This window comes from Enhygromyxa salina, from assembly GCF_002994635.1.
Classification (GTDB): Bacteria; Myxococcota_A; Polyangia; order Nannocystales; family Nannocystaceae; genus Plesiocystis; species Plesiocystis salina_B.
In genome coordinates, this window is record NZ_PVNL01000111.1 from 1 (window position 1) to 12,372 (window position 12,372).

10 protein-coding genes and 1 pseudogene are annotated in these 12,372 nt (G+C 68.9%); 4 read left to right on the forward strand and 7 right to left on the reverse strand.

What is annotated here, in order from left to right; genetic code table 11:
• Nucleotides 1-94: 94 nt before the first annotated feature.
• Genes ENSA7_RS27455 through ENSA7_RS27465 form a run of 3 tightly spaced genes read right to left on the reverse strand, consistent with a single transcriptional unit; the run spans nucleotide 95 to nucleotide 3,152 of the window.
• The gene (locus ENSA7_RS27455; RefSeq protein WP_106092325.1) at nucleotides 95-715 is read right to left on the reverse strand and encodes a DUF3093 family protein; all 621 of its coding nucleotides are present in this window, start codon (nucleotides 713-715) and stop codon (nucleotides 95-97) included.
• A 51-nt stretch (nucleotides 716-766) separates the two neighbouring features.
• Nucleotides 767-2,512: a FecR domain-containing protein gene (locus tag ENSA7_RS27460; RefSeq protein WP_106092326.1), complete on the reverse strand. Its 1,746-nt coding sequence runs from the start codon at nucleotides 2,510-2,512 to the stop codon at nucleotides 767-769.
• A 1-nt stretch (nucleotide 2,513) separates the two neighbouring features.
• Nucleotides 2,514-3,152: an RNA polymerase sigma factor gene (locus tag ENSA7_RS27465; protein ID WP_181234168.1), complete on the reverse strand. Its 639-nt coding sequence runs from the start codon at nucleotides 3,150-3,152 to the stop codon at nucleotides 2,514-2,516.
• A 121-nt stretch (nucleotides 3,153-3,273) separates the two neighbouring features.
• Here ENSA7_RS27465 and ENSA7_RS27470 point away from each other — a divergent pair, with 121 nt between their 5' ends.
• Together ENSA7_RS27470 and ENSA7_RS27475 are read left to right on the forward strand one after the other, a co-directional pair.
• On the forward strand, nucleotides 3,274-3,936 hold the full coding sequence (locus ENSA7_RS27470; protein ID WP_106092328.1) for a hypothetical protein: 663 nt from the start codon (nucleotides 3,274-3,276) through the stop codon (nucleotides 3,934-3,936).
• 148 nt (nucleotides 3,937-4,084) lie between these two features.
• Nucleotides 4,085-5,029, forward strand: a complete 945-nt coding sequence (locus ENSA7_RS27475; RefSeq protein ID WP_146158194.1) for a hypothetical protein — start codon at nucleotides 4,085-4,087, stop codon at nucleotides 5,027-5,029.
• An 8-nt stretch (nucleotides 5,030-5,037) separates the two neighbouring features.
• Here the strand turns inward: ENSA7_RS27475 and ENSA7_RS27480 are convergent, their stop codons facing one another.
• Nucleotides 5,038-5,793 carry a DUF8737 domain-containing protein gene (locus ENSA7_RS27480; RefSeq protein WP_106092330.1) on the reverse strand — a complete coding sequence of 252 codons (756 nt, stop codon included), beginning with the start codon at nucleotides 5,791-5,793 and terminating at the stop codon, nucleotides 5,038-5,040.
• Between the two features lie 83 nt (nucleotides 5,794-5,876).
• Here ENSA7_RS27480 and ENSA7_RS27485 point away from each other — a divergent pair, with 83 nt between their 5' ends.
• The gene (locus ENSA7_RS27485; RefSeq protein ID WP_106092331.1) at nucleotides 5,877-6,773 is read left to right on the forward strand and encodes a hypothetical protein; all 897 of its coding nucleotides are present in this window, start codon (nucleotides 5,877-5,879) and stop codon (nucleotides 6,771-6,773) included.
• Nucleotides 6,774-6,837: 64 nt separating this feature from the next.
• Here ENSA7_RS27485 and ENSA7_RS45470 read toward each other — a convergent pair whose 3' ends face one another.
• From ENSA7_RS45470 to ENSA7_RS27495, 3 genes and pseudogenes are all read right to left on the reverse strand, one after another.
• A complete protein-coding gene (locus ENSA7_RS45470) occupies nucleotides 6,838-8,007 on the reverse strand; it encodes a DUF898 family protein (RefSeq protein ID WP_244923928.1) in 1,170 nt (389 codons plus the stop codon).
• A gap of 603 nt (nucleotides 8,008-8,610) precedes the next feature.
• A pseudogene (locus ENSA7_RS46190) lies at nucleotides 8,611-8,955 on the reverse strand (FHA domain-containing protein); the annotation flags it as partial.
• 126 nt (nucleotides 8,956-9,081) lie between these two features.
• Nucleotides 9,082-10,824: a carbon starvation CstA family protein gene (locus tag ENSA7_RS27495; protein ID WP_106092333.1), complete on the reverse strand. Its 1,743-nt coding sequence runs from the start codon at nucleotides 10,822-10,824 to the stop codon at nucleotides 9,082-9,084.
• 87 nt (nucleotides 10,825-10,911) lie between these two features.
• Here ENSA7_RS27495 and ENSA7_RS27500 point away from each other — a divergent pair, with 87 nt between their 5' ends.
• Nucleotides 10,912-12,348 (forward strand): hypothetical protein, encoded by a 1,437-nt coding sequence (locus ENSA7_RS27500; protein ID WP_106092334.1) that lies wholly within the window; start codon nucleotides 10,912-10,914, stop codon nucleotides 12,346-12,348.
• The last annotated feature ends 24 nt before the right edge of the window (nucleotides 12,349-12,372 follow it).

A 12,372-nucleotide genomic window follows, 5' to 3' on the forward strand; every position in this document is an offset into this window, starting at 1 on the left:
CCTCGCGCGAGCGCGTCCATGCGGACCCAGCCCTGCCCCCCAATCGCAGCGCTGGGTCCGCATGGACGCGCTCGCGCGAGGAGATCCAGGCTGCTCAGTCCCCGCCGGGTTCGAGCGCCGCGGGTTGGTGGGCGGCTGTGAGCGCGCGCGCTTGGGCGATACGCCCCGCGAGGTCCTCCGACTCGAGGCTGCCGATGTAGGTGACCTTCGACTTGCCCTTGCGATCTGTCCACTCGATGCGAACGGCGCGGCCTTGGTCGCCGGGCATGTTGTAGATCCACTCGCCCTTCATGTTGACGCGGATCCCCCAGCCGCCCCACTGCTTCCAGTCGTACTCGACCGCTTCGACCGACGCGATCGAGGAGATCGGGATCTTCGGTCCGAACAGGCCGTACTGCACGTTGACGTGCCCCTCGGACACGGTCACGCGCAGGACCGAGAACAGCAGCCACATCACCAGGAGCAGCGGCAGGGTGATCGCGGTGCCGATCCACGCGCCAGCGCCTGCGAACGCCGACCCGATCGTCACCAAGCTCAGCGCACCAAACACCGCGTGCAGCGGCCACGGAGCCCGACTCTTGTCGCGGTAGAGCACCATGCCCTCGCCGTGCATGTACTCGGCCTCGTAGGCGTCCGGAGCCCGTCGCTCGGCGCTGACGAGCAGCGACTCCGACTCGACATCGTCGCGGACGACGAGCTCCTCACCCTCACTCACTCGCCCAGCTTCGACCCCGCAGGCCGCCGCTGTCAACGACCACGCGCGCGATCAAATCTCGGACTTGAGCTCCGGGAAGCGCTGCAGGATGCGGCCGACATACTGCCCGTCGGGGTAGTGCCGCAGGTAGGCCAAGCCACGCTGCAGCGCGTGAGGAATGTAGCCGGCCTCGATCGCGGCGAGCACCAGCTTGTAGCGGGCGAGCTCGGCCTTCGGGTGCTGGGGAGCTCGGCGCAGGAACTCTTCGAAGTTGCGCGTCGCCGACTGATAGTCGTGGGCGAAATCCATGCGCAAGGTGCCCAGCAACAGCAGCCCCTCGACGGCCTCGGGCTGATCGCCGAGCTCGCTCATGAAGTCGCCGAGGCAACGCGCCGCGCGAAATCGGGTCTCGGGCTCGGCCTGCAGCACGCGACAGCGCTCGAGCCGAGCTTCGACCATGGACTTGCGATCGCGCTCGCGGCGAATTTGCTTGTTGATTAATTTGCGGGTCGCGGCCTCGCCGTTGTCGTCGGCCGGGGCGTGCCGCGCGGGCTCGGCCCGATGCGCCGCCCGAGCTGCCGCGCGACCCGTGGCCGGAGCCACCTCCCCGCCCAGCAAGGCGGTCGGGGCGGTCGGGGCGGTCGAGGCGGTCGGCGCGTCGGGGTCGAGCACGCGGTCGAGGATCCGCTGGGAAGGATCGTTGCTCAGGCCAGGCACCGTCCACGCCCGGGGGATCTGACCGAGCTCGCGAGGGGGCGGTTGCACGCGCATCTCACCGGCGTCCGAGATCGTGACGAGCAGCTCGCCGAGCTCGGACAGGGGCAGCGCGGCGGCGACTTCCTGGCGCCCGACGTCTCGATAGCTCGAGTCGCCAACGTCGAACCGAAATCCGGCTTCGACCTCACCGAGCGGGCGACCGTTGCTGGGATCGACGACGACGACCTTTCCGCGCAGGACCGAGACCGAGGTGCGGCCGTCCTCGACGGTGACGGTGAACACCGTGCCGACCACCCGCACGACCGCGTGTGGCGTTCGGACCTGCAAGATCGGATCACCGGGGCGGCGATCGTAGCGGACCGCGAGCGTGCCCGAGAGCAGCCCGAACTCCACCAGGCTCGGGCTGGCGCTGTTCCAGCGCGCGATCGTGTGGGGCTGGAAGTTGGCGATCAAGCGGCCGACAAACGCGACCTGCACGGCGGTGTCGCGGGTCGCGATGCGGGTGCCGACGGTGAGGCTGTCGCCTGTCGTGGGTCGGCCTTCGGCGTCGGTCAGCTCGACCCGGCCGCCGGGCTCCCGCGCCGCGTCCCAGCCCGACTCCCAGCCGATCACTCGCGCGAATTTTTGGGCCTGGTGCGAGAGGCTGTGACCGACCGGGATGCGGATGCCGTCGCCGTAGCTGGTGTAGCCGGTGTCGGATCGCAGCTCGAGCTGGGCGACCGCGGGCGGCTGGAACAGTCGCGCGCCAAAGCTGGGGACGACCAGCGCGAGCGCCAAGATCACGGCGGCGATCGTGAGCCCGCCGACGCCCACCGTGGTGCTGGCCCGGCGCAGCGCACGAGCCCGGCCGTGGCGCTCGCCGTGCGACTTGGCGCGCTCGAGGATCGCTCCGAACTCGCGCTCGCGGGCGAAGGTGTCGAGCGGCGTGACCGGTCGCGGACGTCGGTAGATGGCCTCGAGGCGATGGTGGTAGCGCTGGCAGTCGCGACAGCACGCGAGGTGGGTGTGGTACAGCCGCGCGAGCTCGGGGTGAGCCCGACCCTGGAGAACCCGCTCGGTGTCCTCCCTGAACTCGTGGCAGCCGTAGTGAACCTGCGACATGTCAGTCCTGACTCACCAGCTCGCGCAGCTGCTTGCGGGCCCGCGTCAGCCGATCGCCCACGGTCGAGAGCGGCCGCTCGATGATCTCCGAGATCTCTTGCAGGGTCAGCCCCTCGTGGTGGTAGAGCACGAAGATCTGGCGCAGGTCCGGCGCGAGGTGGGCGAGGATCCGCTGGGCTTCGTCACGTGCCTCGACCTTGCTGGGCGCGACCCGATCGGCGCCGCGGCCAAACTCGAACCACTGAACCGCGCGCTGCATCCGCTCGCGACGAAAGCGCTGCCGGATCAGGTTGTGGCTGGTGTTGACGGTGATCCGGTACAGCCAGGTCGAGATCGCGGCCTTGCCCTCGAACCGGCCGATCGCCGCGAACGCCCGGGAGAACACGATCTGCACGAGATCGTCGAGTTCGCTGTCGCGCCCGAGCAGGCGAAACAGGTGACCGCGGACCTGGTTCTCGTGCTGCTCGTAGATGAGCCGCAGGGCTCGCTCATCGCCCGCGCGGGCCAACTCGAGCAGCTCGCGCTGAGCCGGCCGCTCGCTGGCCGCGAGCTCCGAATTGGCGCCGTCTTCGGAGCTTCCGCCCAGCGTGGTGACGCCGACGCAGGATTCGCCAGGCAGGAATTCGATGGAATCGAGCATGAGCGCTGATGATGAGGACCCTTCGCCTGGGCCAATGTCTCGGACACCACGGGTCATGAGTTTTCTGAGCTCGTCCGCAAGCGTAGCAGAGGTGAACCGACAATCTGGTAAGACACTCGACATGCTCATGATCCGCGAGCGTGTACCGGGCTTCGCCCCCGCCGAGTTTTGGGAGGAGTCGCCCCCGCGGAGCCAGTGGCAGTCGATGATCGACAAGTACGACGCCGTCGCCGCGGCGGCGAGGCTGGCCGGGGGGACTCGCGGACCCGCGTACCGTCAGCTGCTCGTCGAGCTATCTTCGCGCTGGCCGGGTGGGCTGCGAGAGAGCGAGCTCGTCGGTCCGGAGCGGGTGACCGTCCGTCGCGCGGCGGCCGTCGCTGGCCTCGCGCTGCCCGACCAAGCTCGCGCACCCGACTGGACCCGCGGCGAGCCGCGCCCGGCCACGCCGACGCTCGCGGTCGTGTGCTGGGCCGAGCTGCACGAGCTGATCCTCGATCAGCTCGCGTTCCGCCGCGCGCTCGAGCGGGGCGCCCTGCTCACGACCGCGACCTTCGCCGACTGGATCCGCGATCACGAGCGCAGCGAGCAGGCCCGACGTTGGCCACAGCCGCACCGACTGCCCGAGGTGGTCGGGCCGAAGCTGCGGGTGCGTGGGGCGTATCTGTGGCTGGCCGCCCGCGCTGGCCTCGACCTCCCCAGCCTCAACGCGCTGCTGTTCGCGCGGACGGGTCACTGGGATCGTCGGCCCGATGATCCCAGCTGGGCCACCGATGACGGGCGCTGACTCGCACGCGTTGGCGGCCCGGCAGCGGGCCACTGTCCCGCTGCCAGGCCACTAAAATTTTTGCCTCGCCCAACATCATTGGCGAATCGCCGTGGCACGTCGCTTGCCTTGGTGATGCGTCACGATGCCAAGCACACTGCACCAGGGGGTGGTCTCGCTGTTCCGCGATGACCCGAGGCTCGCGTTTGACCTGCTGCGGTCAGTGTTTGGCATCGAGCTGCCGCCACTGACGCAATACACCGATCGCAAGGGGGAGCTCGATCGTCATCTGCCGATCACCGGAGACACCGGGGAGCTTCGGATGGACCTCGCGCTCTCCGCCGAGCTCGAGCAACCGGAACATCGCCGTGCCGGGATCGCGGTGATCGTCGAGGTCCAAAAGCGCATCAACTCGGTCAAGCGCTGGCGCCTGTGGGTCTACTGGGCCCTGCTCGCCGAGCAACTGAAGCGAAATACTGCGGTTCTCGTGGTCCCGCTGTCCAAGGCCGTGGGGCGCTGGTCGCGAGGACTTGGGCGTTTGGAGATCCCAATGCGTGAAGGTTTGCTGGTTCTCGACCACGAAAACATGCCGCGCATTACCGATCTCGAGCTGGCCCGGCTGCGCCCCGCGTTGGTCGTGCTCTCGGCGGTGCTCCACGCGATCAACGGTGACTACGAGATCGCGCAAATTGCCTGGGATGTGGCTGGGGAGCTCGCGGACGAACGCCGGTGGCGCTACGCTGCGATCATCCTGAGCGCCGTACCACAGCACGAACGCGACCGCATGATCGGAGACCTGACGATGGAAGAACGCCACGAACTCACGGAACTCGAACTCAACAGCATCGCCTATCACGACGGGCGAGACGACGGCAAGCGCGAGGGCATGCTGGCGGGCAAGCGCGAGGGCATGCTGGCGGGCAAGCGCGAGGGCCTGCTGGAAGGCAAGCGCGAGGTCCTCGCTGAGCTCGTGTTCACAATCCTCGAGCTTCGTGAGCTCCCCGTGGACGCCGCATCCAGGGCCAAAATCCAGGCGTGCAGCGACCCCGACCTGCTGCAGCGTTGGGCCGCACGCGCCAAGCAGGCAAGCGAGACCGCGAACATCTTTGACTGATCGGCGCTCTAGCTGGCCTTCTTCATCGGGCCCAGGAGCCGACGGAACACCAGCAGGTGCCCGAACAGCGCGGCGGTGACCATGATCGTTGGCAACCACACGAACGGGAAGTCGGCGATCCACACGTTGGGCGGCCCGCCGAATTGCCGCAGCGGCCCGGGCATCGAGAGGATCGAGATCCCCACGATCGTGGCCAGCAGCCCGAGCCCGAGCAGGTTCCACACCCACAGCAGCGCGCGCGGCTGCGGCTGCCCCTGCTCGCGCCGCCACAACCATAGACCCAGGCCGAGCCCCGTGAGCCCGGTGACCACGTCGAAGTTGAGGCCCGACCAGGTCATGTGCTGCCCGATCACGCCCTCCTCGCTGGCCCGGTGCAGCATGATCTCCACGACCACGCGAAAGCCCTGGTAGCCGACGAGCAGGGACAGCGGCAGGTCCCGGGCGAGGCGCTCGCCAAACCGCGAGAACGCCAGCACGAAGGTCAAGACGAAGCTGGCGAGCACGACCGGCATCACCGGTGGGGGAAAGCTCTCGAAATTGGCCAGCGCTCCAGACCCGGCGAGCGCCCCGGTCAAGCTCAGCCAGACCGCCACGGCGACGCCCGTGCGCAGCGTGGCCGCGCGCCGTGTCGGGCTTGGCTCGTCGCCCCGAACACCCGCGTACCACCGCGCCGCGGGCACGCCGGCGGCCGCCACCACCGCGATGCCGATGCACAGCCCGGCCAGACTCGCGCTCCCGGGGACACTCAGCGCCTGTTCGACCATGCGCTGATGCTATACCCGCAGACCTGGGGACCCGCGCTGAAAACAGTGTCTGTCGGGGGTCCAAGGCTGCTAAGGTCTCGCGGATGGAGGCGACAGCCACCCGCTCCGCCGCTGGCATGGGTCTAGTGATGGTCGTGCTGCTGGGCGGTTGGGTCAGCACGCGCATGACCCTGGACACCGGCGACGCGGTCGACGTCGCGCTGGCCAAGCGCATCGACCCCGACCAGGCTCAGCGCAAGGCCCTGGCCCAGACGGCCAGCTACCAGAACAGCGAAGAGTTCTATCAGACCTCGATCGACGACACCGTCGCGCTTCACGAGCTCGCGCCCGTCGAGCCCACGCGCCTGCTCCAGCCCAACGCCTTCTTTCATGTCGCGTCCCCTGGTGACCCACGCTCGATCCCGCTGGGCACGTCGATCACCGAGGCGGGCCTGCAGATCTCGGTGAAGGCCGAAGAGGTCCAGGTCGAGCGCCGGGGGATGCAGACCAAGAACGTCCACACCTTCGCGCTGTTCAAGAACGTCAGCCATGAGCCCCTGGCGTACTTCGTGCGCATGCGCAGCCGGGCGGGCGACTGCCAGATCCGCGCCCAGACCCGCTACAACGCCATGGTCCTGCAGCCCGGCGAGCTCGCGGAGATCTCGGTCTGTTCGGGACAGCACGAGGTCGAGCTGACGGAGCTGCGGGTCATGGAGGTGTCGCAGATCGGCGCGCGCTGGCTCAGCAAGATCCCGCCGCAGGCGGTCGGCCACGACAACCTGAGCAGTCGCTCACACTTTCCGGGCGGCGGCGTGGAGATGTGCGCCGAGGTCCCTGCAGTCGAGTTCTCGCGCAAGATCGACGCTGGCGAGGCCAAGTGGGAGGACATCATCGACTTCTACAGTCGCCACGACTGCGAGCACTATCGCTGGTGGCCAGGGTATCGCCGGATCACGTCACCGCTGACGAGCCTGCCCGCGGTCCCCGACCCGCCGAAGTGACGCAGGCCGGCGTGACAAAGGGCGAACCCAAAAAAACGGCCCGGAGATCCGGGCCGTTTTTCGTTCAGGCGTATCCGCCACCTTGGGGTGGACCGCCGTAGCCGCCACCTTGGGGTGGGCCGCCGTAGCCGCCACCTTGCGGCGGCGCGCCGTATCCGGGCTGCTGGCCCATGCCGGGCGCTTGACCCAGCTGCGGCTGCGGTGGCTGGCCGTAGGGCATCTGACCCTGTGGCGGACCGCCGAGCTGCTGGACCTGGCCGCCGCCCATGCCCACGCCCATGGGTGCGCCGCCCTCGACGAACACGACGGTGTTGGACAGCTGCCACTTGAGCATCTTGGCCATGAACCAGAACATGTAGAAGCCGAGGGTGACGATCGTGAGCAGATAGCCGACCAGGAACATGACGAACAGCTCGCCGCCCTCACCGGTGAAGCGCATGCCGAGCCGGTGCCCGTCGACGTTGATCTTGGTGTTGTCGGCGTTGAACTTGATCATCTTGACCTGGAACCAGGCCATGTAGATCCCGAAGGTCACCAGGGTCAGCAGGTAGCCGACGATGAAGGTGACGAGCAGCTCGCCACCCTCGCCGACGAAGTCGAGGCCGCCGACGTCCTGACCGTTCTTGGTGATCTTGGTGTTCTCCGAGAACCACTTGTTCATCTTGCACATGAACCAGGGCCCGTAGATGCCGAAGGTGATCGCGGTGAGCAGGTAGCCGACCAAGAAGGTCACGAACAGGTCGCCACCGGTGCCGTCGAACCGGGGCTTGTAGACGCTGCCGTCGTCGGCGCTGACGGTGGCGTTGTCCGTGAAGAACTTCGCCAGCTTGCACATGAACCAGGGGCCGTAGATGCCGAAGGTGATCACGGTCAGCAGGTAGCCAACCAGGAAGGTCACGAACAGCTGGCCGCCCTCGCCCTCGAACTTGAAGCGGACCGTGCCTTTCGCGGTGGGGCCGTAAGTGACCCGCTCCGCGATGAAGTTGGCGAACTTGCACATGAACCACGGCATGTAGATGCCGAAGGTGATCACGGTCAGCAGGTAGCCAACGAACAGCTGCCCGAGCAGCTCGCCACCGGTGCCCGCGAAGTCACCCCGCGCCTCGCCGCCGGCCGACATGTTGGTCATGCCAGACGGCTGGCCGTAGGCCGGAGGCGCGCCCGGAGGCGGGCTCCCAAATGCCTGACCTGCGGCCGCGCCGACAGCCATCGCGCCGCCAGCCGCAGCCGCCATGGGTGCGCCCCCGTAGGCGCCGCCCCCAGGCGGCGGGCTCCCGGGTGGCGGGCTGCCGGGCGGAGGTCCGCCAAAGCCGGGCTGCGGCGAGCTGCTTGGCGGGCTTCCCGGTGGTGGCCCGCCAAATCCGCCTGCGGGCGGTGGCGCGCCGTAGGCACCTTGCGGAGGCGCACCTTGCGGAGGCGCACCTTGCGGCGGTCCGCCGAAGCCTCCTTGGGGTGGCGCGCCGGGCGGTGGGGCCCCGTAGGCGCCCTGGGGTGGAGCGCCCTGCGGAGGACTGCCGGGCGGAGGACCGCCGGGCGGCGGCGCCCCGAACCCGCCGGCAGGTGGCGGCGCCCCAAAACCAGCTTGGGGTGGCGCGCTGGGAGGCGGCGCCCCGAACCCGCCGGACGGCGGCGGCGCCCCGAATCCCGCTTGAGGTGGCGCGCCGGGTGGCGCCCCGGGAGGACCGGGCGGTGCGCCGGGCGGAGGACCAAACCCCGGCGGACCAGGCGGCGCACCCGGGGGACGCGGTGGCGCCCCGGTGCCGCGCGGCATCCCGCCGACTGCGATCATCGTCTTTCCGGCGCCTGCACGCTGTGCCCCTTGGATGGACATCAGCGTCATGACCGTTTGACCGATCGAGAAGCCCTGGCCGGGCTCCATGGCGAATTCTGGGCTTCGCTGGCCACCAAAAAAGGTGCCGTTGGTGCTTCCGAGGTCCTTGACGCGCACACCACCATTCTCGAAGTGAATCTCGGCGTGGCGACCAGAGGACTGGGGATCACCGAGCACGATGTCACCAGCCTCGCGGCCGATGCTCGTCACTCGGGCACCAATGTTGCGGGTCTCGGGGGGCTTGTTGACGTATTGGATCTTGAGAACGTAGTGGGTCGTCACTGGACGGCCTCCGCTGTGATGAGCGGCGAGCATCCCAACTGGGGCCACCCTGCGCAAGCCCCGTCTCATGGGTTGCGTGCGGGGCCCGCGAACTGTTCAGGAGGCCCGTGCGACGGCGGCCGTGGTCGAAGCCCGGCCCGAGAGCTGCGGGCGGCCGCGGTCAGCTCGTGGGCTCGCTGCGAGATCACACCTGGATCAACTGGGCACATCCGCTCCGGCTCGCCGCTCACGAACCAGGCGAACGAACAGCGCGAGTGACTCGACGCTCATCCACAGGATCAAGCCGCTGAGCACCACGGTCAGCCCAAACAGCAGCCAGTCGTGGTCGGCCCAGAACCCCAGCAGGTGGAGGATCAGCGACAGCCACGTCACGCCCATCACGAACAGCATCGGGATCACCAGCGGCAGCACCGGTCGGCGTCGCTGCCAGTAGTAGAGCGCGAGCACCAGCAAGGTCAGCGACGCGATCATTTGGTTGCTGGCGCCAAACACCGGCCACAGCGCCCACGCAGCCTCGCGCACGGCTCCGCTGTCGTCGGACACCCGCAGCGTCGCCAGCAAGATCGCGGGCACCACCGCGATCACGGTCGCCACGTAGGGGTTGGCCAGAACCTTGATCTTCAGGGCGTCGCCGACCTCGGCGATGATGAACCGCTCGATCCGCGTGGCGGTGTCGAGGGTCGTCGACGCGAACGAGATCACCAGCACCGCCATCAGGGTCTGGGCCAGCAGCGTGGAGATCCCCAGCTCCTGCAAGAACGCCGCGCCGCCGATCACGAACGCGGCCGCCTTGTTGCCCGACGCGTGGGCCCAGCTGTCGTAGTAGACCGCCCAGCTCAGATCCTCGACCGGGCCCTGGCCGGGCAGGGCGCAGAAGCCGACCAGGCCGATCCCGGCGACCGCGGCCATCGTCGAGGCCAGCGCCAGCGCGCCCTCGCCGAGCATGCTGCCGTAGCCGATCAGGCGCGCGTCGCTGAGCTTGTCGAGCTGCTTGGAGGTGGTCCCCGACGACACCAGCCCGTGAAACCCCGAGATCGCTCCACACGCGATCGTCACGAACAAGAACGGGATCATCGAGGGCGCGTCGCCGTTGGTCGTGCGGATCGCCGGGGCGTCGAAGTCGGGGTGGGCGACGAATATGCCCAGGAACAGCAAGCCGAGCCCCACCACCAGCTGGTGGCTGTTCACGTAGTCGCGCGGCTGCAGCAACAACCAGACCGGCAGCAAGCTGGCGATGGCCGAGTACACGAACAGCCCCAGGAGCCAGGCGAGGTTGGCCTGCTGGGCGTCGAGGCCCGCGTCGGTCAGGTCGATCGGCACCTTGGTCCCGACCCACACGAACACGTAGAGCACGACCAACGCGATCAGCGAGGGGATCAGCGGCGGCATCTGGCGCTTGTAGAGCAACCACCCGATCACCACCGCGACCACGATCGCAATGTTGACCGGTAGCACCGAGGTCGGGACCGCCATGAACAGCCCCGCGATCGCCATGGCGAACACCGCCAGCACCAGCCAGCTCAGGACCATGATGAAGCACAGGAACATCAGGCGGACCCGGCCGCTGACGACCTTGGCGGCGACGTCGGCGATCGATCGGCCCTTCTCCCGCACGCTCACCACCAGCGCGCCATAGTCGTGGACGGCGCCCATGAAGATCGTGCCGAACACGACCCACAGCAGCGCTGGCAGCCAGCCCCAGTACGCGGCGACGCAGGGTCCAATGATCGGCGCCGCGCCAGCGATCGACGTGAAGTGGTGGCCGAGCAACACCGGGCGCTTGGTCGGGACGAAGTCGCTGCCGTCCTCGAGCTCGTGAGCGGGGGTGACGAACTCGGGGTCGTCGTCCTGGTAGATGCTGCGGCCGATGTAGCGGGCGTAAAACCGGTAGGCCGCGAGAAACGTGAGCAGTACCAGCGCGGTCACGACGGCGGCCATGGCCGGCAGTGTCCCCCCGGCCACACCTGCAAGCAAACCGCCAAACGAGCGAGCGCAGGCGGTAGTATGCGTGCTCCCTCACCCCGCATGGAGACCTATCGGATCCGCTATCTCGGCAGCGAGAACCCAGCGCCCGCGCTCGAGCTGGTGTGCAAGTTCACGGGCGTCGGCCTGCGCGAAGCCAGGGAGCTGGTCGGGACCCGCGGCGTGATCCTGGACAACGTCAGCGCAGCCGAGGCCCGGCGCGTGACCGAGCGGTTCGCGGCGGTCGGGGCCGAGATCGAGGTCGAGCCGATCTGGCGCCACGTCCATGCCTACGATCCGCGCAGCCCGGCCCGGGCAGATCAGATCATCCAACGCCTGCGGGCGGGCGCGGGCGAGCTGGCGATCGACGAGGGGCAGCTCGGCGCGCTCGTCGAGGGCGAGCCGCAGCTGTTCGCCGACGAGCGGCTGACCGAGCGCCGCGTCGTCGTCGAGCTCGAGCGCTGGCGGGCCCGCGGACTGGAGCTGGCCGCGAGCGAGATCGAGATCGTCGAGGCGCTGAGCGAGCGCGACCTCGCGCTCGAGGCCAGGCTCCGCGACAACCCCGACGACGTCGCCACCCACCTGATCTACGGCGATCTACTCCAGACCCGCGGCGACGCCCGCGGCCAGCTGATCGCCTTGCAGCACGCCCGCGAGCAGGCCAGCGGCGCAAACCTGGCCCAGCTCGAGGCGCGCGAGCGAGACATCCTCGAGCGCCACGCCAGCCACCTGTTCGGCCCGCTGCGTCGGGTCGCGGACGCCGTCGTCGTTCGCTGGTCGCGGGGGTTCATCGACGCCGCGTTCATCGGCGTCGGTCGTGGGCGCGCGTTCCTGGCTCCGCTGCAGACCCTGACCGACCTGCTGCGGCTGCCGATCGCGGCGCGGATGACCTCGCTCGGGGTGACGAGCGCGCTGCTGAGTCGCCAGCAGCTCGAGCCCGCGCTGTGTAACTCCGAGGTCGTCGCGTGTCTGCGCGAGCTCGAGCTCGGCGACCACGTCGCCAACGCTGGCAGCGCCCGCGCGACGATGACCCTGACCCGGCTGTGGTCGCACCTGCGCAGGCTCCACAAGCTGATCTTGCACAGTGATCAACCCCCGCTGCACGAGCTGCACTCGCCGACCCTCGAGCACCTCGAGCTGCACATGAACGGGCTGCGCGACAGCTCGTCCCGACGCTTCGTCCCCGGTCGCTTGCCGCGGCTGCGCACGCTCACCTTGGAGTTTGCGTACGCCGAGCGGATCTCCCCGGCCGCGTTCGCGGATCTACTCGGGCTCCCGGAGCTCGATGGGGTGACCGAGGTGACCCTGCGCCTGCCGAACGACCCGATCCCGTTCGCGCTCGCCGACGTGCTTGCGAGCGTCCCTCGCCTGGCCACGCTCGCGAGCTTGGATCTGTCGCGCTGTGTGGTCGACGAGCGCGCCATGGAGGCGATCACCCACGCGCGCGATCGCGGGCGCCTACCCGACGGCCTGCTCATGCCCAAACTGCGGCCCTCCTGAACTCGAGCCTGTTGCTGCGAGCGC

What these genes read in the sequence shown, in the direction of transcription:
- ENSA7_RS27460 (WP_106092326.1), bottom strand. Translation starts at nt 2,512, where the DNA reads ATGTCGCAGGTTCACTACGGCTGCCACGAGTTCAGGGAGGACACCGAG.
- ENSA7_RS27465 (WP_181234168.1), bottom strand. Translation starts at nt 3,152, where the DNA reads ATGCTCGATTCCATCGAATTCCTGCCTGGCGAATCCTGCGTCGGCGTC.
- ENSA7_RS27470 (WP_106092328.1), top strand. Translation starts at nt 3,274, where the DNA reads ATGCTCATGATCCGCGAGCGTGTACCGGGCTTCGCCCCCGCCGAGTTT.
- ENSA7_RS27480 (WP_106092330.1), bottom strand. Translation starts at nt 5,793, where the DNA reads ATGGTCGAACAGGCGCTGAGTGTCCCCGGGAGCGCGAGTCTGGCCGGG.
- ENSA7_RS27485 (WP_106092331.1), top strand. Translation starts at nt 5,877, where the DNA reads ATGGAGGCGACAGCCACCCGCTCCGCCGCTGGCATGGGTCTAGTGATG.
- ENSA7_RS45470 (WP_244923928.1), bottom strand. Translation starts at nt 8,007, where the DNA reads ATGGCGGCTGCGGCTGGCGGCGCGATGGCTGTCGGCGCGGCCGCAGGT.
- ENSA7_RS27495 (WP_106092333.1), bottom strand. Translation starts at nt 10,824, where the DNA reads ATGGCCGCCGTCGTGACCGCGCTGGTACTGCTCACGTTTCTCGCGGCC.
- ENSA7_RS27500 (WP_106092334.1), top strand. Translation starts at nt 10,912, where the DNA reads ATGGAGACCTATCGGATCCGCTATCTCGGCAGCGAGAACCCAGCGCCC.